Genomic DNA, 19,996 nt, shown 5'->3' on the forward strand with positions numbered 1-19,996 from the left:
AAATAATGACGGCTCTTTTCCTTAAAAGCTCTTTGGGTGCTCTCGCTGTTTTAATTATTGCCCTATTGTCGCGTACTCCTCATTTTTATATCGCAGGCTTAGTGCCACTTTTTCCAACGTTTGCCTTGATTGCGCATTTTATTGTTGGCCAAGAAAAGGGAATGGAAGCTTTACGTGAAACCGCGCAATTCGGTTTGTTCTCGTTGTTACCCTATGCTGCATATTTAATGGCGGCTTATCTATTAAGCTATCGTTTTAATCTGTACAGCACATTGTTATTGGCAACTGTGGTATGGGTGATTTCCGCAGCAGTACTGCTTTATTTCTGGACGCGATGAGCAAGGTATCGAAAGGTATTCGTCTCGCATACTGATGGCGTTTAGATAACAAAAAAGGAGGCAATGGCCTCCTTTTGTATACTTACCAGAATTCAAACTTCTAAGAATTAGAAACCTTTGATGTTCTCTGCTTCTAGCTCAGTAAAGTACTTAACTGTTTTCACTTTCAACTCTTGAGTTGAAGGTTCGTCACATACGATTACTGCTTTAGGGTGTAGCTGAAGTGCAGATACTGTCCATAGGTGGTTAACGCTGCCTTCAACTGCTGCTTCTAGAGCAAGTGCTTTGTTGTGGCCAGTTACCAGAATCATTACTTCTTCAGAATCAAGTAGAGTACCAACACCGATAGTTAGTGCGTATTTTGGTACTTGGTTGATGTCGCCGTCAAAGAAACGAGAGTTTGCAATACGAGTGTCTTCAGTCAGCGTCTTAATACGAGTGCGTGAAGATAGAGAAGACGCAGGCTCGTTAAATGCGATGTGACCATCGTTGCCTACACCACCCATAAATAGGTTGATGCGACCGTAAGACTTAATTTTGTCTTCGTAGCGTTTGCATTCCGCTTCGTGGTCAGGCGCATTACCGTCAAGCAGGTTGATGTTTTCTTCTTGAATATCGATGTGTTTGAAGAAGTTGTTGTACATGAATGAACGGTATGACTCTGGGTGATCCGCTGGAATACCGATGTACTCATCCATGTTGAAAGTCACAACGTTTTGGAAGCTAACTTCGCCCGCTTTGTACATTTCGATCAGTGCATTGTATGTTGCTAGTGGTGTGCCGCCAGTTGGTAGACCTAGAACAAATGGACGCTCTGCAGTTGGTTGGAAATCGTGAATGCGTTTAACAATGTGCGCTGCTGCCCATTTACCTACTTGTGCTGCTTGTTGAAGCGGGATAAGTCTCATTTTTTTCCCCTGATAATTAGAATTTGGTGTTTGGTATACATTAATTCGCATTATAAAATAAGTACCCATGCTTCGCTATTGTTTTAGGTCAAATTTTGATATTTCTTTTGATGATTGGTGATATTTGGCACAAGTATACGTTTGCATCTCGGTGATGTAGTTATGTTTCGAAAGGATATTTTTCACATCGAAACATTGGGGCGTCGATTATACAAGGTGAAAATCAAATAAGCCGACAAACAAGATCGCTATATTGAGTCAATTGGCATATTCTTATTTATATCAGCATCTTCCACTTATTTTTGTCATTACAGCTCAATGATAGCTGTGATTGGTCAATATGAGGGTTGGTATATCAGTGTTTAACCTGACGTGTGAAAAAAACGAATGAATTTAATGGGTATCGCCATTGGTGCGACCGGATTACTGTTATTACTGCTGTTTGCATGGATGTTGGCGCTCTCGATGCGACAAAAGCGCTTGGATAGAGAAAAAAGACAACGGGATAGTGCCTATCGTAAAGCGATTGAGCATGATCGAAAGCAAGAGCAAGAAGATCGTTTAAGAAGAGCCGAAGCTGGCGATATTACGATGATTCTATATCTTGCCAAAGAAGAAGAACGCACGAATTTACGTAAGGCACTCTATTGGTATCACAAAGCCGCTATGCAAGATAATGTGATTGGTATGTATGGCATTATTCGCATCAGTGAGCGGATGAGTGAAGATATGGTGTTACGCCAGCAAGCGAAATTTTGGCGTATGGCCGTTGCCGCAATGGAAGGCGATCTCTCGGCAAAATATGACGCTGCAGAGGCGCTATTTTTGGGCAGAGGTGTTGAGCAAAACATAGAAAAAGCCTATCTGTTTATGGAAGAGGCTGCGCTGATGCACCATTTGCCTGCGATGCTGTTCTTAGGGAATTGGTTTATCGCGGAAAACAATCCGCACCCAGATCCACAGCTGTCATTTGAATGGTATTTACAAGCAACCAAGCTTAAGAGCAATGAAGGTCGAATGAAGCTGGGCCTGAGTTATATCAACGGAATCGGTGTTGAGGCTGATTTTATGCAGGGTTGTTACTGGTTAGAACGTGCTGGTGAAAAGGGTTATACCCCTGCGATGCTACAACTAGGCCACGTGTGGTCGGAAGCGGGCGGGACGGGAAAATATATCGCCTATATTTGGCTTTTCTTAGCGGGTCAACTAGGTGATGAAGATGCGCGTGAAATGCGCGATAAAATTTCGCTCACCATCAGCGTCGATACTGTTGTGGGTTTACAGGCATTGGCCAAACCTATGCTAAAACGCGTGCGAGAAAACAAAGTAGGCAAACATGCGTTGATCAAGGCGCTTAATCGTCTTTATAAACGCGATATGGATTATCAGGCATACGATCTTCCATCTACCAATCTCACTGATGAATTATCAAGTGATGAACAGATTGAAGATGAGATGCTCAGCAATGAATCATCTGTGCCTCCAGTGACTACGACTTTGAATTATTCAGAGTCTCCAATGGACAGCAACCGCACCATGTGAGAGGTCGGCGCTAGGCGTTGATGTGATGGCTGATGACTATCGCTTGCGTTGTTAGAACGTTCAAAAAATAAAAAGGCTGCCATTGGCAGCCTTTTCGTTTAGATGTTGTGTGCAGCGTATGGATTAGCTTGGTTTATTTTGTTTTTGCTTTTGTTTACATACGGCAGCAGTAAAGATGACGTCAGTTGAGCTGTTTAGTGCAGTTTCAGCAGAGTCTTGAATAACACCGATAATGAAACCAACCGCAACCACTTGCATCGCAATTTCGTTTGGAATACCGAATAGACCACACGCAAGCGGAATAAGTAGTAGTGAACCACCTGCAACGCCTGAAGCACCACACGCTGAAATAGCCGCAACCACACTCAACAGTAGTGCTGTTAGTAGGTCAACTTGAATGTTCAGTGTATGCGCCGCAGCAAGAGTTAGCACTGTGATAGTAATCGCAGCACCCGCCATGTTAATCGTTGCGCCTAGCGGAATAGAAACAGAGTAAGTATCTTCGTCTAATTTAAGCTTTTCACACAGCGCCATGTTGACTGGAATGTTTGCTGCTGATGAGCGAGTGAAGAACGCAGTTACGCCACTTTCACGTAGACATTGAAGTACGAGTGGGTATGGATTTTCACCCGTCTTAACAAACACGATAAGTGGGTTAACAACCAATGCGATAATCGCCATTGCACCTAGTAGAACCGCGAGCAAATGCGCGTAGCCTGCTAGTGCTGAGAAGCCGGTTGTTGCAAGAGTAGACGCTACCAAGCCAAAGATACCGAATGGTGCTAGGCGAATGATAAAGCGTACAATTTGTGACACGCCATGGCTTAAGTCTTCAAACAGAGCTTTCGTCGATGCTGATGCATGGTGCAGTGCCAAACCTAGAGCAACCGCCCACGCAAGAATACCGATGTAGTTCGCGTTTTTCAGAGCATTGATTGGGTTGTCAACCAGTTGGAATAGCAGAGTATTAAGAACTTCTGCAATACCTTGTGGTGGTGTTGCACCTTCAGCACCGGAGACGAGAGTTAGAGTCGTCGGGAAAAGGAAACTCATCGTTACGGCGGTCAATGCTGCGGTAAAAGTACCGAATAGATATAGCACCACAATTGGGCGCATGTAGGTGTGCTGGTTTTTCTTTTGGTTGGCAATTGATGCGGCAACCAGAATGAATACTAGAATTGGCGCAACGGCTTTTAACGCACCAACAAAGAGTTGACCTAACATACCTACGTTGATCGCTTGTTCAGGCGATACTAACGAGAGAATAACACCGAGTACAATACCGGCCAAAATCTGAAGAACCAGATTACCTCTGGCTAATCGACCTAATAATGAGTTGTGAAGCATAATAAATCCTGCATTTTGCTTATAATGGAATGACTGTTTTAAGATGAAATGGTCTTAAATCCTAGTCATGGTTTTTGGTGTTTGGAGCTGCACCTCAATTCCGCTTTGGTTATCTATGTTGCAATAGATAACAAATATGAAACTTAATGCGGCTACCATCTAGTTTGATAAGATATTTGTTACAAACTATAACTAGACGAACAATACTATCCCTTGTAGCTGATATGTCTAGAATTAATTTAGGTTGATATGTTAATTGGTTGTTCTGTGTTGGTTTGAAACAATATTTCATCAATATCGAGAATTTGTAAAATAATAAGGGGCTGTGCCCCTTATTGAATATGGAATACGTGTCAGTACGAAGACGCCCTAGTCATGCATGGTACTTTCACTCACTCAGGTAAGGTTTAATTAAACTCTTTTTTACGTGAGCGGTTTTCATTCTGAACTGAACGAGCGAACTTAGTAAATTGTTTACTCTTAGAACGCTGTTCTGCTAGCGAAGCACCATTCCAAGCTTGTTCGCGCATTAACTTTTGATAGTTGTTTACGCGACGTGGATCCAGTTCTCCGGACTCTAGAGCGCGAATCACGGCACAACCTGGCTCATTTTGATGCTTACAATCACTAAAGCGGCAGCGCTCAATGGTCGCTTGAACGTCACCAAAGGTTTGTTCTACGCCATCAGCACAATCGTGGATTTGGATTTCGCGCATTCCCGGGGTATCGATCAATACGCCGCCAGTTTGTAGAATATGCAGAGAACGGCTAGTCGTGGTGTGGCGACCTTTGCTGTCATCTTCACGAATCGCACCAGTAAGTTGCGTATCTTCACCGAGTAAGCCATTCACTAAGGTTGATTTACCCACACCTGAAGAACCCATAAATGCGACGGTTTTACCCGATTTACACCAACTAGATAGTTGGTGACATTGGTTTGCATCACGAGCGTCTAAAGTCTCGATAAATAGCATAGGATCAAGCGCTTGAACCGATGCGCGTTTTTCTTCGGCATCGCTGCATAGATCCGCTTTGGTAAGCACGACAACAGGCTCTACATCGGCATCATGTGCGATTGCGAGGTAACGTTCAATGCGGTTCAGATTGAAATCATCGTTGAGCGAGCAAACGATAAACACAGTGGTTACGTTCGCCGCGATTAATTGCTCTGCGACTTTTTCACCCGCTGCTTTGCGACTAAATAGCGACTGTCTTTCCAATAAACGAATAAACTGACCTTGGGCATCAAGTACCACCCAATCGCCTACCGTCATACTAGGAAGTGCTTTATGGATAGCCAAATTGATGGCACCTTGCTCGGATAAAAGTGTGTATCCGCTGCGGTGGTGTTCGCTTACGCGTGCCATCTGATTGTGTTCAAGATCATCGAGAGTGAGTTGCTGCTGAAATAAATTGTTCCAACCAATTTGGTTTATTGAATAAGTGGAATTGGCATTTGAAGTCATTTTAAATCCCGAGGGCGTGCATTCTACATGTCGTTTAGGGTCGTGTTATTGACCGAGTTAATCGATATCGACAGTGGTAGGTAGCAAGTGAGAGCTCCTTTCTCACCATCGTCTTGTCAACGAAGCTCAGCGATTGTTTATCCTGAACAAATTCGCAACTTGAGCATATCATGAGCAATAAAAAAGAGGAGGGCTAAACCCTCCTCTTTTCTCACCCAGTAATAATTAATGATGGTGCTTCATTCCACTCATGACTTTTTTAATCGGTGCCATAAACGTTTGTGATGTTCCATCGTCAAAGCGAACGCTTACCTCAATACTCTCTCCTTCGGTCAGCGCCTTGGTGAGATCAAATAGCATAATGTGCAGGCTACCAGGTTTGAGGGTCGTTTGGCTGTTTGCAGGCAGCAACACTTGCTCAATTTGGCGCATCTTCATCATATCACCATCTTTAATCACGTCGTGTAGCTCGACTTTACCTGCTACAGGTGTGCTCACAGAGATGATGGCTTTATCGTTGTCGCTTTGGTTGATGATTTCGACAAACACCGCGCTGGTGGCTGCATGTGGTGGCGTTGCGCGAGCGTAAGGGTGCTCAAAGACAACGCTGGCTGCGTTTGCCAATGGAGTCAGCAGTAGGGCAGCAAAAAATAGGTGTTTACGTATCATGTATCCCCCTTGTTATTAGAGTTGTTGGATTGCGGCCACCAGTGGCGCCGGGTTGAGTGTATGAGGTACCTTGGTGATGAGATCACCATTGGGCTTAAGGAAATAGAAATAGGAGTTATGATCGATGGTGTATTGCAACTGAGAATCTTTAAGCTCAGTGCGCTGAAAGACGACGCCATATTTCTCTGCAATGGGTTTAACTGTGTCGATGGGGGCTGAAAGTCCAACAATATTTGGATGGAAGTACTGGGAATACTGATGCACTTTTTCTGGCGTATCTCGCTCAGGATCGAGGGTAATAAATAAAGGGAGAATTTGGTTTAACTGCGATTCATCAATTTGCTTTAGTGCTGCTGATAGCATTGCAAGGGAAGTCGGGCAGACATCAGGACAGTGAGTAAAACCAAAATATACGATACGTACACGCGAATCATCGAGGTCATATAAATCTACCCCTTGTTGGTTAGCACTGGTAAAAGTCGCGCTGTTATTCGCTGCTGGAACGGGTGACTCGGAAGATGCGATGAACTTTTTCAATCCAAAGCCAAGTAGAAACGCAGCAACTAAAATTGCCCCCCATTTTTTGCTCATCGTGCCATCCTTATCGCTACATCGATTGATTGTTTGCCATCAGTGAGCTGACCAATCCAAGTCATCTCTTTGCTTGTGCAACCTGGCAGCAGTACCTCTCCGCTAAACTGCTGGGAATCTGCTTTGTTGAGTGTAAAGCGTGCGTTGCCCATATCCATTTCGTAACCATGTAAGGTTAACGATAGTGTTTCCGCCGCAGAATTAGGCCATTGGGCAACCATAGTGACAGGCAGTAAAGGTTGAGCCGTGTCTTGGCTAATGGTGACCACCACATTGCTCTGCTCACAGGGCTGGGTGGATAATTGACAGTGTTCCGCTAGTGTTTTGTTTGCGGGGGCTGCTTGCAGAGACAATATATCTTGGGCGAAGAAGCCAACTACGAGTGCCAATACGACAGCGAATCCTTTGATTGCATTTGACATACAACTTACACATTAAAGTTAATGAATATAATTTGATGTTAGCATGTTGATGTTTTGTTGGGTTGTTTTTGTGGTGATTATGTGTTTGATGTCATTGTGAAAATAAAGACAAGTAGTGATACATACAAAAAAACGAGCGTTATTAACGCCCGTTTTATCTCAACATTTTCTGAGTTGCTATTGTGATGAATCAGCTATTGTTGATTGACATATTGTTTGAATTTCGCACGTGTTTCAGCATCCGCTTTTTGATACCAAAAATGCAGCATCTCTTCTGCCGTATTGGCGTCTACCTTAACATCAGCAGCCGGAAGGGCTTGTGTCGCAACAATACCTGTAGAGAGTGCAGCGATACCCGTTGTGCGGTTGTAAGCTTCTGATTCTAGTACGTAGTCTCGACCAATTTGTAGGCCGTCTTTACGTAATATGTCTTGTTTTAGCGCTAGAGGTTGGCCTTGTTGGTTAAGCAACTTAACTTGCCATTCACCAATAACCTTTTCTGCTTGGTTGGCATTTTTGTATTCTGGCAACTCAAAAGTGAATGTTTGGTTTGCCGCATCAAATTTCGTAATGACCGCTTCACTGTCGACAATTACGCGATCGTTACCCTGACTGAAATAAGGGGAATAGCGAAATACCACTTGGTTTTCACCATCAGCGAGATTCAGTGTTTTTGTTGAGCTAAATAAACCACCTTCAACTTGAGGCTTTTCCGCATTGACGGCGAGTACTTGAATCGTGTCTGGTATTTCAATTGTCACTTGAGCGAGTACGTTGGTTGAAATAAACAGAGTTGAAATAAGTAAAACGAGATTTTTCATTATTATTCCTTAATACAGCAAGTTTGTTTGCTAGCAAGCTTGAGCGCTCTCCTTAGTCATTGATGACACGCCAGAACTAGCCAAATTTTAAGTGCTTGATTCTACCTATAGACTCTTTGCTTTGTCTGGTTGTTCACTAAAAATTAACTGAAAATTCATTTTTCAATATCGCAAAACAGACAACAGATAGATAGCGCCTTTTGATTGTAGACACTCACACTATTAACTCGTTGAGTAATCGTAAAAATAGCGGACTGAGTCACGTTATCACATACGTTGTTTTTGTCTTGCCTCAAAACAACACTACGCCCATAAGTTAGGGCGTAGTGTTGGTATTCGGTGGAGAGTATTGTGTTTAGTTACGCGCTAGCGGCTCTGACTTTACCTTGCATCAGGTTGCTCAACACTTCAGCTTTTGGACCGTCTGCAATAACAGTACCTTTCTCCATCACGATAACTCGATCAACCACATCGAGCATTGAGGTTTTATGCGTGATAAGAATGAGTGTCTCAGTCTCTTTCAATTGTGCCAATTGTTGCTTAATATGCATTTCTGAACGATTGTCCATCGCGCTGGTTGGTTCATCCATTAACAGTACCGGTGGACGACCTAAAATTGCACGAGCGATTGATACTGCTTGGCGTTGACCTCCTGACAATAGCTGACCACCTTCACCAACTTGGCGCTCTAAGCCCGCTGGGTCTTGTTGGGTAAAGACGGTTACACCTGCGCGGTTGGCCGCATCCATGACATCTCTGTCATCGGCAAGTGGGCGACCGAGCGTGATGTTGTCACGAATAGACCCATAGAACAGATGGTAATCTTGAGGTACACAACCGATGTTACGGCGAATATCGATATGATGAAGCTGATCGATATCGGTGTCATCGATTCGAACGTGTCCTTCAGTTGGTTTATATAATCCTAAGATCAAGCGTTCAAGGGTGGTTTTTCCTGAGCCGATACGACCAATGATTGCGACTTTTTCGCCCGGATTGATCGTCATGCTTAGATTGCGAATGGAAGCAATTGGGGACTCCGGGTAGTGGAAGGTCACGTTATCCAGTTCAATTTTACCTTGCACAATTGGTCGGTGAATGTAGCGTTTGCCTTCTTCTTGCTCATCAGGCATCGACATCACTTGTTCGATGATCGTCATTGACGATTTTGCTTGGTTGTAACGGGCTGAGAGCACTGATAACTGCACCATAGGGCTAATAGCACGGCCACTCAACATGGTAGCTGCAATCAAACCACCCATGGTCAGATTGCCATCCGCAATCAAATACACACCAAAGATGATCATGCCGACATTAGATGCTTGTTGAACAAAACCCGCTGTGTTTTGGATGCTGTCGGTAATTCTGCGGCTCTTAATATTCCAGTTTGCCATGTGGGCGACTGCTTCTTCCCAGCGGAATTGGAACTGGCTCTGCGCGCCGAACAATTTCACTGTTTCAAGACCGGCAAGGCTTTCAATCAAGTTGGCATATTTTTGCGAGGCGAGGCGCGAGCCTTCTTCAATTGCTCTGCGCAGAGGTCCTTGAATTAAGAGTGAGTAAATGATGAGAATCACAACACCAGCAATTGGAACAAGCACAAGGTTGCCTGCCATGAGCCAAATTAATAGTAGGAACAATAATGCAAACGGCAGATCAATCAATGAGCCGATAGTGGCAGAAGTAAAGAACTCCCGGATGGATTCAAATTCTTGCAGATGGCGTGCAAACGCGCCCACTGATGGTGGGCGTGATTCCATGCGGATGCCAAGCACTTTGCTGAACAATTTTGAGGAAATTAGAATGTCAGATTTCTTACCCGCGACATCGATAAAATAGCTGCGCATGAGCTTGAGTACGAGGTCAAATAAGAAAATAACAAAGATACCGCTAGCTAAAACCCACAAGGTTTCAAAGGCTAGGTTGGGCACCACTTTGTCGTACACCAAGCGCGTAAACATCGGCGCGGCAACAGCAAATAGATTGATTAGAATGGAGGCGATCAGTACATCTCGGTAGATGTTTTTTGATTGCCACAATGTGCTCCAAAACCAGTGTCCTTGTTTGGTTTTTAGTACTTCAGGGGAGCGCTCATCATAGCGAAATTGCTTTTTAACTAGAAAATAGCGTCCGATATAGAGCTGTTTGAGCTCGTCAAAACTGATGGAAATTGGCACTAAGCCAGATTCACCCGTTACGATCTCGGCTTCTTGTTTTTCTAGGTTAATGCTATTGAGTACGCAGGCATCCCCCCCTTTGAGCAATAGCACTACAGGTAAAACTAAAGCGGAAATCTTCTCGAGTTCACAGCGATTTTCTTTTGCGACAAGGCCTGCACGCTCTGCTGAGCGTGGAAATAGAAAAGGCGTGAGCTTGCCTTCTGATAATGGCAAGCCATTTATCAATGCTTCAGGAGAGTTCGCTAATCCGTAATAACGACTGATGTAGATTAGCGAATTTAATAACGGGTCTTGCATACATTACGGCCTTTGCAATGAGTTTATTTGTCGACAATATAGCCTTGGAATACATCAATAAAGTGCTCAGATAGGAAATCAAGCTGGGTCTGAGTTTCCACCCTAGAAGCAATCGTTGTAATGCCTAAGTTATGCGCAGTTCTGGAGATAGAAGTAAGAGTAAACTTCTGCTTTTCATCTTCTAAGTGATGCGTATACAGATAGTCGAGTTTGACGTAAGTTGGGCGGAACTCGTTGATGTAGTCCAAAGACTGGAAGTTTCGACCATAGTTGTCAACACCAAAATCGGCACCAGCACCTCTGACAGCATTACAGAATAGAGCGGTGTGATGCGGAGTTTGAACGAAACAGTTCTCCGGAATTTCAAAATGAATCAACGGAGCGATGTGTTGGTTCTTACTTAACTGCTGAGTAACCCAACGAATAAAGCTTGGCTGATCAATACTGTTTTGTGCAATGTTGATCGCGATAGGCGCAGCGATAGAATCTTTTTCATTCTTGAGTTTTTCGATCACTGATGAAATAACGTATTCATCAAAAATGTGGCTGGCGTTAAGTTGCTCAAGTGCAAACAGATATTGATTCGCACTGTATCGATTACCGCCTGTCTCTATCGCACTAAACATTTCATAGTGATAGGTTTTGCCATGAATCGAATTGGCAGGTTGCATACGAAATGCAAACCAATCGTTGTTGATGGCCTCTTCAACCAATAATTTCCACTGCTGTTTACCCATCAGGGTACGTGAATCATTACTGGTGATGTAGCCATAGGTTAGTTCTGGGTTTGAAGTGGCGTCTGCCAGAGCGTTATCGAGCAAAGTAAGTATGTGAGACGCTGAGCAACTACTCGAATTGTGTACTACCCCCAGAGCCGCATTGGCTTTGGCCATTCCGGTTGGGTCTGCATCGAGGTCGCTGACAAAAGTGACGATACTTTCCGCCAGTATTTTGAGTTCACTTTCATCCATATTGGCCATGATAAAACCAAATTCATCAGATGAGATTCGTGCAACTAATACGTTGTTACTGCTGATTGCGACTTTCAAATGGTCAGCCAACTCTCTGACCATTTTGTCACCAGCCTCATACCCTTTGGTTTCGTAGAGGTCTTTAATAAAATTGGCTTCTAACAGCGCCACGCCACCAAACGCACCTTCATTGAGCCATGCATTAAGCTGGCTCATGTAATAAGCGCGGTTACCCAAATTTGATACTGGGTCGATGTAGGCACGTTCACGCAACTGCTGAGCTTCTTTTGCTTGAGCTTTGAACGTCTCTTCCAATTGAGATGACATGCTATTAATACCCTCAACCACACTGATTAAGTCGGTAGTTTTAGGTAACGGCAATGGCTCACCAAACTGATTCTTCGCCACTTGCTTCATTTTACTAACGATGAAATCTAACGGCTGTAATGCGCGTTTAAGCAGAATTGAAATGGCAAAAAGACCAATCAACGAAATAATGCAAAATACAATGACAAGGTCTTTGAAGGCGACCCAAAGCTGTTGATAGGCCCCACCTGGGTGGCTCACGATCTCAACTTCGGCTAATTGCATCCAGCCACTGGTTACGACGCGGCTATCATGAATCGGTTGGAAAAGCCCAAGTGCGACGAACCATCCAGGAACATTACTGGGTTTGATAGGATAGGAGCGAACGATTTCCTCATCACTATCGAGAAAATCAAGACGAACCTTAGAGTAACTGCTGCCATCAAACAGAGCATTAATCACGGACTCAACGGCAACGTGATCCTCATCTTGTAGGTAAGGCGCTAAGGCTAAGCCTACCGTATTGATCGTATTATTGACCTCAGACCGTTGTTGTTGCTCTAGAAAGTTCCGTGTTGTAGTAAATTCGATAACGAAGGTGGATATGAGTAACATAATCGTTACTGCTATCATCCCTGCGACAAGCTGTTTGTGTAGAGTCATAGTCGTTACTCATCGTAATTTATTATTGGTTTCCGTAATTGGAGTGATTTCTCTCTTGCTCTGAGATCATTCCATAAACTTAGCCGAGAAGACTTCCCTGCCAGTTGTCCATTTTGTGACTTCATTAACCACAAGTTACTACCGTTAAAACTGTACACTGGCAGTAGATCACGCCGCTTAGTCGCGGTGGTTATTTCAGGGTTAATGTTATCGAGTATCAGGGGTTCAGCACTTGGGCTGGAGTAGTAAGCTAAAACCATATGAAATTGGTTCAGGCTCAACGCCTTAACATACACCAGTCGAAGTTTCTTATCTGAGACTCCAAGTTCGAGCAGAGAAAAATATTTCGCAATGGTGAAATCCTCACAATCCCCCGCGTTACTGCCGAGAAATTCTAGAGGTGTTGCCCAGTAATCATTTTTTCCCCACAAGCGATCGTCATTGACGAAGTTCAGTTGGTTAAAAAACTGATTCACTCGTGTCAGTTGCTCTCTCTCATTTAGCCCTTGGTATACTCGCATTTCTGTGCGCCACGTAGTCACACGCATTCCTGCGCGATCACCGTAGATACGGGTGACCGTCTCCACTAAGCGCTGTTCTTGTCGGTTCAGCGCTTGAGAGTGCGTTGTGGTTAGTAACAAAACTAAACTCATACCAAAAGTTCCGAGACGTTTGAGTGAGTAGCGCAATTGTTTTTACCTCTATTCTTTTAGTGCGTTGTCTTTGGCACTGAGAATGGGTTTAAGTAAATAGTCCATCACGGTTCGCTTACCGGTAATAATATCCACAGAGGCCGTCATACCCGGAATGATCGGCAATGATGCATCTTTATTGAGTGATGTTTCATTGGTGCGTACACGAACCAGATAGAAGCTGTTACCCTCTTCGTCGGTTGTGGTATCGGCACTAATGTGTTCAAGTACGCCCTCTAGACCTCCGTATTTGGTGAAGTCATAGGCACTAAATTTAACTATCGCGTGTAACCCTGGGCGTAAAAAAGCGATGTCCTGTGGCGCAATCTTGGCTTCTACTAACAAGGTGTCTTCACTTGGAACGATCTCAACGATGTCCATACCTGGTTGAATCACGCCACCGACAGTATTAACGTTTAGCGTTTTGACCGTGCCGGTAACAGGCGAAACCACGACGGTACGATTCACTTTGTCTTGTAGACCAACGGTTGATTCACTCATCGCGGATAGTCTATCTTGAGTTTCATTTAGCTTTTCTTGTTGCGCTGAGCGAAACTTTTGCGCGGTATCAATTCGACTCAGCATCGCTTCTTGAATCGCTGAGCGCAATACAGGCACTTTCAATTCACTTGATGTCATCTCGCGGCGCGTGTCATTCACCTGTCGTTGTAGTTTGAGCAACTCAATACGAGGAACGACGCCTTCTTCTGCTAACGGGCGAGTAATTTCCAGCTCTTTACGTGCATAGTTATAGCTCTCGCGAAGGTTGCGTACACGTGCTTGAATTTCAATTAAGTCTTGTTGTTTTTGTTTAACTTGTTGGTCAATAACCGATATTTGGTTACGTAGTTCGTTTAAATCTTGACGGTATTCTGCAGTTTGTCGTGCCACTAACCTTGGTTGATCCTTCTTAAAATCATCAGGGTAGGAGAGTTTGCCATAGTTAATTTCGACGTTATCCTGCCAATTTTTGTTAGTAAAATTTTCGTTAATGGTGACGCTAGCAAGTGATGCAGAGAGCTGAATTGCATTCGCGGTTAAGTTCGCGACCTGTTGTTCTCGTTCACGAAAATCAGAGCGAAAGCGCGTGTCATCGATTAACAGTAATTGTTGGCCTTTTTCTACTTGCTCCCCTTCTTGGACTAATATCTCTTTGACTAAGCCACCCTCTAAGTTTTGAATCACCTGAACTTGAGAAGAGGGTACAACTTTACCTTGCCCTACCGTGACTTTGTCAATTTCAGCCCAAGAGGCCCAAGCAATTGCAATCAAGAAAAACAGCAACATCAACCAAAGCATGATGCGCGCGCTACTCGGTGTGTTAAGCAACAGCGCAGCGGTTTTATCATCGACGTAGTCTAGTTCATCGGAACTGAGACGGTTATAACTGCGTTTGCTCATTTTAATTCCCTAGCATAGATGATAAGCATTTATCTGATTTTGTTGACTTAATGAATAAATGTTAATGCTTTGCTGTGAACTTGTCATTAATAGATTGTTCTAACTTTATGCGTATTTAAGCAATGATTGTATTCGTTTTTACTATGCTTGATACCAATCAAAGGACGATTGGTGGTTATATATCCATTAAGTCTAGCTTCTGATTCGAAGGTATACTTGAGTTATCAACAATATGGGCGCACAATCACGAAAAAATGTTCAGGAGTGAATATGGAACTGGAAGATATTCGACGTGAGTACCTTAAGGGAGGTTTACGTCGTAAGGATTTAATGAGTAATCCGGTTGAGCAATTTAATCTTTGGTTACAGCAAGCGATCGACGCTAAGTTAACCGATCCAACTGCGATGACTGTGGCAACAGTAGATGAAAATGGCCAACCTTATCAACGTATTGTATTACTGAAACACTGCGATCAAGATGGCTTTGTGTTTTACACCAATTTGTCGAGTCGCAAGGCACAACATATCGAGCATAATGCAAAAGTCAGTTTACATTTTCCTTGGCACCCAATCGAAAGACAAGTCAACGTTATCGGTGTAGCAGAAAAGCTGACAGCGCTAGAAAACATGAAGTACTTCACTTCGCGCCCTAAAGATAGCCAAATTGCAGCGATCGCAAGTAAGCAGAGCAGCCGTATTTCAGCGCGTGGTGTCTTGGAAGGTAAATTTCTAGAATTGAAACAGAAATTTGCTAATGGCGAAATTCCAGTACCATCCTTTTGGGGCGGCTATCGCATTCGCCCGGTTAGTATCGAGTTTTGGCAAGGTGGTGAACATCGCTTGCACGACCGCTTCATTTATTCCCAAGATAACGAAAAGTGGGATATTGACCGTCTCGCTCCGTAAAAAACGCCGCATTATGCGGCGTTTTCACTATGTAGAATGACAGAAATTTGAGTTTTTAGCAGTGTCTTAGGAATTTGAGAACCATAACCGCGTTCAAATGCCAGTTCGATAAGATGCGCTTTACTGTGCGCATTAAATTTGCTTCTTAACCGAGCGACATACCCTCAAATGTTTTGATTGATATACCCATCGCTTCAGCGATGAAAGTTGGTTTTTTACCATATAGCAGTAAAAAGAGAGCTTCTTCCTCGCGTTGAGTCAGTTTTTCGTCATTAGACGCGCAAAGCTGGATTTTCTTAGTATCTATTGAAGGGTTAGTGGCTCGACAAATCCAATGACCGACTTCGAGAATGGCGATGTCGGATAACTCTTGGCCGAAAAAGATACTGCCTTGAACCTCACCTTGGTTGTTATACCACGGTTTTTTGCTGAATATATGCGCTCGCCAACTACCATCAGGGTATGGATGAATGTCTAAAACCTTAATTGTGCATTGTGTGTCGATAACGAGCTTATCTTGTTGTCTAAAATCATCAGCGCAACAATTGGTTGGGCTTGTAATCTCATGGTCAGAAAGACCGACAATGTCAGCAGGTTTTTGAAATCCCATCAATTTTGCAAAGGCCTTATTGACGCATACAAAGACGGAATTTAAATCTTTACATCCCCAATAACCTGGGAGTTGATCAACCAGCGAATCCAAATTCATACTCACTGATCTCACCTAATGTTCTGTTGTTTTTAAATGGTACGACATTCTAATTTCTTGAGAAATAAAAAAAGCCAGATATTTGTCAATATCTGGCAAATACAAGAATAACTCTTGTCGACGTGTAGAAGAGGTTCTATGACTCAGCGAGGGTAAGCTGAGCGATAGAGGTATTGGTAATTAGCTCCCAATACCGCAATTAGGCACCGAGCGCCTAACCACTCAATGCAATTTAACGTTTGGTTTAAAAACAGAAAAGGAGGGAAATCCCTCCTTATTGTGTTATTTGTGAACTAGCCAAGATTATCTCTTTGGTTATTTTAACTAGTTGATTTTTCTCACTACCCTAAAACCAACATAGTTAGATGCACTGCTAGGGGACAAATAGAGACGTTCATGAGCAACGGCTTTCTCTGGTGAGAAGTTCCATGCGCCGCCCTTAGCGATGCCCTGTGAACTATTCGTCCATTGCCAAACGTTACCGACTGCATCGTAAATGCCCATTGGGTTAGCTTTAAATGCATTCACAGGAGCGGTGCTGGTGTTCGCCCATGGAGAGCTACTCCAGCCAGTGTTTGCTTCTCCAGCGGTGAATTGTTGACCCCACCAATAATTAGCTTGGCTTCCTGCGCGGGCGGCAATTTCCCATTCATCTTCGGTCGGTAGGCGATATTGAAAACCGGTGCGTTGGCTTAGCCATTTAGCGTAGGCTTCAGCATCATTACGGCTTACACACACCACTGGGGAGTTAGCGCCTTGTTTGAATCCAGGGTTGCGCCAATAACGTTTTTCAACCGCAGTTACCTCACCATTTTCAAGCGCTGTACAGGTATTTTTGAGTTCGGCATCGGTTTGATAATCCGTTTGACGAACGAAGCTGTCGAATTCGCCAATAGTGACTGGCGTGGTACCAATACCGAAAGCATGATCAAGGAAAAATTGATTCGCAGCATGCTCTCCTACCATGTATTCACCGGGTAACACCGTAACAAGTTGTGGTGCTTGAGCGCCTTTACCAAGGAAGTCTGCAAACTTTTCTCCAGCTTTTAGTGTGTTCGCCTTCTGCTTGAGATTTGCTCGGAAATTGCGATCAGCATTGACGGCGATATACTGCTCGACAGATTTGAAGCCTTCTTTTTTGATCACGATATGATGCTGACCAATTGGTAGCATAATTTCTACTGGTGTGCTGCCATAGGAGACGCCATCAACAAAAACTTGATCGTCAAATTGGTTTGAACGCACTGAAAGCGTTACCCATGCAATTTCTTGTTCATCATTGTATTGCTGGCCAGAGATATAGCCGGGTTCAAAGCAGTATTTTTTATCTAAACCGAGCAGAGTACATGCGGCGCTCTCACTTGGTCGAGCCTCGAGTGTGGCATCAATTAATGCGCGGTAGCGTTCGCCGTCATAGAATTCAGATTTGTTTGCTTTGTGGCGTAACACGTGAATATTAAGCGAGGTTTGGTTAAGATTTTTCTTTACCAACTCAGCTTCTGTTGTTTGGTCAACTAACAGTGATTGGAAGGTTTTCACCGCTTTTTGCAGCGCCAATTCACGTGTTTGAATATCACACTGTGCGAGTGTCATATTGCTTTGGCAGCGATTGGTAAAACTGACGCTGACCGGATGTTCTGCTTCAAGTTCGCGTTTTAGTCGATCGACACGAGCACGGGCTTTGGAATCATTAAATTGAGCAATATTTTGCTCGATACTTTGAATTTGACTCTGAGTCGTGAGTAATTGTTGCTCTGCTTCAGCCAGCGTTTGGTTTGCACTTAACTGGTCAGTTTGATTTTGTTTGAGCGTTTTCCATGCTTGCTGGTAAGCCGCTTGAACGGTAGCGATATCAACAGAAGGATCATCGATCATGCGCTGATAACTACTATCTAATGCGGATTTTGACGCGCGAAACTTCTCTTCAAGCTCTTTTCCCTGCTTGGTCATTTGTTGCAGTTCGATTTGGCGTTGAACGACGATCGCTTGTTGCTCTTTTTGTGTCTGCTGAAGTTGTTTTAGTTCAGAATGCTTTGAGAACAGCTGATCTTCTATCGCGGTCACAGAATTCGTTGGATTTTCTGCCAAGGCACTGCCTGTATAAAAGCAAGGTACAAGCGCCAGAAAGAGAGTCGAGAAACGGGTTCGCATCATCGTATGTCTATCTTAATTTTGATTCTATTTCAGTATTTTAACGAAAACGCCATTTTGTCTTAAGTTATGTTTACTTAACTTAGAAGCAAAATGGCGTTTTCGTTCATCTTTGTGAATTGGCTCGTTATATTCTAACGAGCACAAGAGCTTAGCTTTGTTCGCTAGCGCGCAGTTTTACCCATACCGTGTCATTGTCACTAATGTACACTTCACGGTTGTATGTCTGATAACCATCTTTGGTTACAGTCACTTTATGTTGGCCGCGTGGGACAAGGATTTCTACTGGTGTGCTGCCGTATTTGATGCCGTTGATCACAACGTTGTCGTTATATTGATCTGAACGAACGGTCATGCTCACCCAATCTTTGCCTTTTTTCTGCTCTTGGGCAAAAGCTTCACCTTTTAAACAGTAACGCGTAGATACGTTGAGTAGCTTACACGCAGCAGTTGCTTCAGGTTTTGCTTGCAGCTGCGCTTGTAGTTCAGCAAAGTAGCTGTTGCTACCTTCAAAACCAGCGTTAATGATTTGGCTCTCTTGAACGTGAACATTGAGCTGTACGCCGTGTGCATTTTGTTTTGCCAATGTGGTTTCAGTTAGACCATCCATTAGAGCTGCTTTAAATGTTTTCACAGCTTTCTGTTTTGCCAGTTGTTGGCCTTGGCTGGTACATTCACCTAGCGTCATGGTTGCAGAGCAGGTTGTTTTGTAACTGGTTTGCAAAACATCACTTTCACTCAGTTCAGCCATCAAACGTTTTACACGCGCTTGTACTCGTTGTTCTTCAAGGTATGAGTACTCAGAGCTTAGACGTGCTTGTTTCTGCTTGATTTGAGACAAACGAACTTCACTTTCAGTGGTCAGTTGTTGGTTCTCAAGCATAACAGTTTGATTCTGTTTCACTGCTGCCCATGAATCTTGGTATTCCTTTTGGAAGCTTACCAAGTCAATTTCAGGGTCATCCAGTAAACGGCTGAATTGTTTATCTAGAGCAGATTTAGCGCGGTTTCGTTTTGCGTTTAACTCTTGCTCATCACGTTTTAGCTTTGCATTCTCATTTTGCAGTTGCTGGAAACGTTGAGCTTCAGAATCGTATTCCGCAGTCAAGGTGTCTAATTCTGTTTGTTTATTGCTCAATTTTTCATCGATGACAGCAACAGGATCAGCGGAAGCTTCTTCTGCAGCTACCGAGGTCGATAGCCAAAATGGGCTAAGCGCGAGCAAAAGCGCTGGGATGCGACGTGTGATCATAAAGTCTCTACAACAATTACGTTTTAATTCTTAAATATTTAAGACATTTAGGTGACAGTCCTTTGATTCACTGTCGCACAATGGTTGTCTTGCATATCCTTTGGCACTTACAACTCATAGATTATCATAGCTTTATAAAAATAAACCTAAAGTGCTATCAATATTTTGTGCAGTTCACGGAAATAAGCAAGAAAAGATTTCAACTAATCAATACTTAGCTGTGATAGAAGTGACATGCACCGTAATTTATGTGTGCTTGATCATTCTTCCGACAATAAATTTGCTTGATTGAAGTCGTACATTGTGGCGCTTCTTGAAGCTGTGTTAATCACCTCACATTGGATAACGGTCGAGAAATGAGACC

At 43.5% G+C, this 19,996-nt stretch carries 16 protein-coding genes and 1 pseudogene; 3 read left to right on the forward strand and 14 right to left on the reverse strand.

Annotated elements, in window-relative coordinates:
• The first annotated feature begins 5 nt into the window (after positions 1 to 5).
• Positions 6 to 338 carry a GlpM family protein gene (locus Vt282_RS14360; protein WP_162063823.1) on the forward strand — a complete coding sequence of 111 codons (333 nt, stop codon included), beginning with the start codon at positions 6 to 8 and terminating at the stop codon, positions 336 to 338.
• Between the two features lie 107 nt (positions 339 to 445).
• On the opposite strand, the gene nagB is transcribed toward Vt282_RS14360, so the two are convergent.
• On the reverse strand, positions 446 to 1,246 hold the full coding sequence (gene nagB / locus Vt282_RS14365; RefSeq protein WP_162047754.1) for a glucosamine-6-phosphate deaminase: 801 nt from the start codon (positions 1,244 to 1,246) through the stop codon (positions 446 to 448).
• Positions 1,247 to 1,633: 387 nt separating this feature from the next.
• Here nagB and Vt282_RS14370 point away from each other — a divergent pair, with 387 nt between their 5' ends.
• Positions 1,634 to 2,788 carry a tetratricopeptide repeat protein gene (locus Vt282_RS14370; RefSeq protein WP_162063824.1) on the forward strand — a complete coding sequence of 385 codons (1,155 nt, stop codon included), beginning with the start codon at positions 1,634 to 1,636 and terminating at the stop codon, positions 2,786 to 2,788.
• A 123-nt stretch (positions 2,789 to 2,911) separates the two neighbouring features.
• Here the strand turns inward: Vt282_RS14370 and sstT are convergent, their stop codons facing one another.
• The 10 genes from sstT to Vt282_RS14420 form a co-directional block, all read right to left on the reverse strand.
• Positions 2,912 to 4,135, reverse strand: coding sequence for a serine/threonine transporter SstT (sstT, locus tag Vt282_RS14375; RefSeq protein WP_162047756.1), 1,224 nt, complete (start codon positions 4,133 to 4,135; stop codon positions 2,912 to 2,914).
• A gap of 407 nt (positions 4,136 to 4,542) precedes the next feature.
• A complete protein-coding gene (rsgA, locus tag Vt282_RS14380) occupies positions 4,543 to 5,601 on the reverse strand; it encodes a ribosome small subunit-dependent GTPase A (protein WP_162063825.1) in 1,059 nt (352 codons plus the stop codon).
• Between the two features lie 225 nt (positions 5,602 to 5,826).
• Positions 5,827 to 6,270, reverse strand: coding sequence for a copper chaperone PCu(A)C (locus Vt282_RS14385; protein WP_162063826.1), 444 nt, complete (start codon positions 6,268 to 6,270; stop codon positions 5,827 to 5,829).
• Between the two features lie 15 nt (positions 6,271 to 6,285).
• The gene (locus Vt282_RS14390) at positions 6,286 to 6,861 is read right to left on the reverse strand and encodes an SCO family protein (RefSeq protein ID WP_162063827.1); all 576 of its coding nucleotides are present in this window, start codon (positions 6,859 to 6,861) and stop codon (positions 6,286 to 6,288) included.
• The gene (locus Vt282_RS14395; protein ID WP_162047760.1) at positions 6,858 to 7,283 is read right to left on the reverse strand and encodes a hypothetical protein; all 426 of its coding nucleotides are present in this window, start codon (positions 7,281 to 7,283) and stop codon (positions 6,858 to 6,860) included. Before Vt282_RS14395 ends, Vt282_RS14390 begins: the two co-directional genes overlap by 4 nt.
• A gap of 194 nt (positions 7,284 to 7,477) precedes the next feature.
• Positions 7,478 to 8,104 carry a DUF2057 family protein gene (locus tag Vt282_RS14400; RefSeq protein ID WP_162047761.1) on the reverse strand — a complete coding sequence of 209 codons (627 nt, stop codon included), beginning with the start codon at positions 8,102 to 8,104 and terminating at the stop codon, positions 7,478 to 7,480.
• A 359-nt stretch (positions 8,105 to 8,463) separates the two neighbouring features.
• On the reverse strand, positions 8,464 to 10,581 hold the full coding sequence (locus tag Vt282_RS14405; protein ID WP_162047762.1) for a type I secretion system permease/ATPase: 2,118 nt from the start codon (positions 10,579 to 10,581) through the stop codon (positions 8,464 to 8,466).
• Positions 10,582 to 10,604: 23 nt separating this feature from the next.
• Positions 10,605 to 12,521, reverse strand: coding sequence for a bifunctional diguanylate cyclase/phosphodiesterase (locus Vt282_RS14410; RefSeq protein WP_162063828.1), 1,917 nt, complete (start codon positions 12,519 to 12,521; stop codon positions 10,605 to 10,607).
• A 5-nt stretch (positions 12,522 to 12,526) separates the two neighbouring features.
• Complete coding sequence (locus tag Vt282_RS14415) at positions 12,527 to 13,174, reverse strand: transglutaminase-like cysteine peptidase (RefSeq protein ID WP_162047764.1); 648 nt, start codon at positions 13,172 to 13,174, stop codon at positions 12,527 to 12,529.
• A gap of 48 nt (positions 13,175 to 13,222) precedes the next feature.
• Positions 13,223 to 14,614 carry an HlyD family type I secretion periplasmic adaptor subunit gene (locus tag Vt282_RS14420; protein ID WP_162047765.1) on the reverse strand — a complete coding sequence of 464 codons (1,392 nt, stop codon included), beginning with the start codon at positions 14,612 to 14,614 and terminating at the stop codon, positions 13,223 to 13,225.
• 270 nt (positions 14,615 to 14,884) lie between these two features.
• Between Vt282_RS14420 and pdxH the strand changes: the two genes are divergently transcribed.
• A complete protein-coding gene (pdxH, locus tag Vt282_RS14425; RefSeq protein ID WP_162063829.1) occupies positions 14,885 to 15,520 on the forward strand; it encodes a pyridoxamine 5'-phosphate oxidase in 636 nt (211 codons plus the stop codon).
• 11 nt (positions 15,521 to 15,531) lie between these two features.
• Here the strand turns inward: pdxH and Vt282_RS14430 are convergent.
• The 3 genes and pseudogenes from Vt282_RS14430 to Vt282_RS14440 form a co-directional block, all read right to left on the reverse strand.
• Positions 15,532 to 16,229: pseudogene (locus Vt282_RS14430) on the reverse strand (helix-turn-helix transcriptional regulator).
• Between the two features lie 324 nt (positions 16,230 to 16,553).
• Positions 16,554 to 18,380, reverse strand: a complete 1,827-nt coding sequence (locus tag Vt282_RS14435) for a formylglycine-generating enzyme family protein (RefSeq protein WP_162064519.1) — start codon at positions 18,378 to 18,380, stop codon at positions 16,554 to 16,556.
• Positions 18,381 to 18,531: 151 nt separating this feature from the next.
• Positions 18,532 to 19,632 carry a PEGA domain-containing protein gene (locus Vt282_RS14440; RefSeq protein ID WP_162047767.1) on the reverse strand — a complete coding sequence of 367 codons (1,101 nt, stop codon included), beginning with the start codon at positions 19,630 to 19,632 and terminating at the stop codon, positions 18,532 to 18,534.
• Positions 19,633 to 19,996: the final 364 nt, after the last annotated feature.

The sequence above is a fragment of the Vibrio taketomensis genome (genome assembly GCF_009938165.1).
Classification (GTDB): Bacteria; Pseudomonadota; Gammaproteobacteria; order Enterobacterales; family Vibrionaceae; genus Vibrio; species Vibrio taketomensis.

What these genes read in the sequence shown, in the direction of transcription:
- Vt282_RS14370 (WP_162063824.1), top strand. Translation starts at nt 1,634, where the DNA reads ATGAATTTAATGGGTATCGCCATTGGTGCGACCGGATTACTGTTATTA.
- Vt282_RS14405 (WP_162047762.1), bottom strand. Translation starts at nt 10,581, where the DNA reads ATGCAAGACCCGTTATTAAATTCGCTAATCTACATCAGTCGTTATTAC.
- rsgA (WP_162063825.1), bottom strand. Translation starts at nt 5,601, where the DNA reads ATGACTTCAAATGCCAATTCCACTTATTCAATAAACCAAATTGGTTGG.
- Vt282_RS14410 (WP_162063828.1), bottom strand. Translation starts at nt 12,521, where the DNA reads ATGACTCTACACAAACAGCTTGTCGCAGGGATGATAGCAGTAACGATT.
- Vt282_RS14400 (WP_162047761.1), bottom strand. Translation starts at nt 8,104, where the DNA reads ATGAAAAATCTCGTTTTACTTATTTCAACTCTGTTTATTTCAACCAAC.
- Vt282_RS14395 (WP_162047760.1), bottom strand. Translation starts at nt 7,283, where the DNA reads ATGTCAAATGCAATCAAAGGATTCGCTGTCGTATTGGCACTCGTAGTT.
- Vt282_RS14440 (WP_162047767.1), bottom strand. Translation starts at nt 19,632, where the DNA reads ATGATCACACGTCGCATCCCAGCGCTTTTGCTCGCGCTTAGCCCATTT.
- sstT (WP_162047756.1), bottom strand. Translation starts at nt 4,135, where the DNA reads ATGCTTCACAACTCATTATTAGGTCGATTAGCCAGAGGTAATCTGGTT.
- Vt282_RS14385 (WP_162063826.1), bottom strand. Translation starts at nt 6,270, where the DNA reads ATGATACGTAAACACCTATTTTTTGCTGCCCTACTGCTGACTCCATTG.
- Vt282_RS14390 (WP_162063827.1), bottom strand. Translation starts at nt 6,861, where the DNA reads ATGAGCAAAAAATGGGGGGCAATTTTAGTTGCTGCGTTTCTACTTGGC.
- pdxH (WP_162063829.1), top strand. Translation starts at nt 14,885, where the DNA reads ATGGAACTGGAAGATATTCGACGTGAGTACCTTAAGGGAGGTTTACGT.
- Vt282_RS14420 (WP_162047765.1), bottom strand. Translation starts at nt 14,614, where the DNA reads ATGAGCAAACGCAGTTATAACCGTCTCAGTTCCGATGAACTAGACTAC.
- Vt282_RS14435 (WP_162064519.1), bottom strand. Translation starts at nt 18,380, where the DNA reads ATGCGAACCCGTTTCTCGACTCTCTTTCTGGCGCTTGTACCTTGCTTT.
- Vt282_RS14415 (WP_162047764.1), bottom strand. Translation starts at nt 13,174, where the DNA reads ATGAGTTTAGTTTTGTTACTAACCACAACGCACTCTCAAGCGCTGAAC.
- Vt282_RS14360 (WP_162063823.1), top strand. Translation starts at nt 6, where the DNA reads ATGACGGCTCTTTTCCTTAAAAGCTCTTTGGGTGCTCTCGCTGTTTTA.
- nagB (WP_162047754.1), bottom strand. Translation starts at nt 1,246, where the DNA reads ATGAGACTTATCCCGCTTCAACAAGCAGCACAAGTAGGTAAATGGGCA.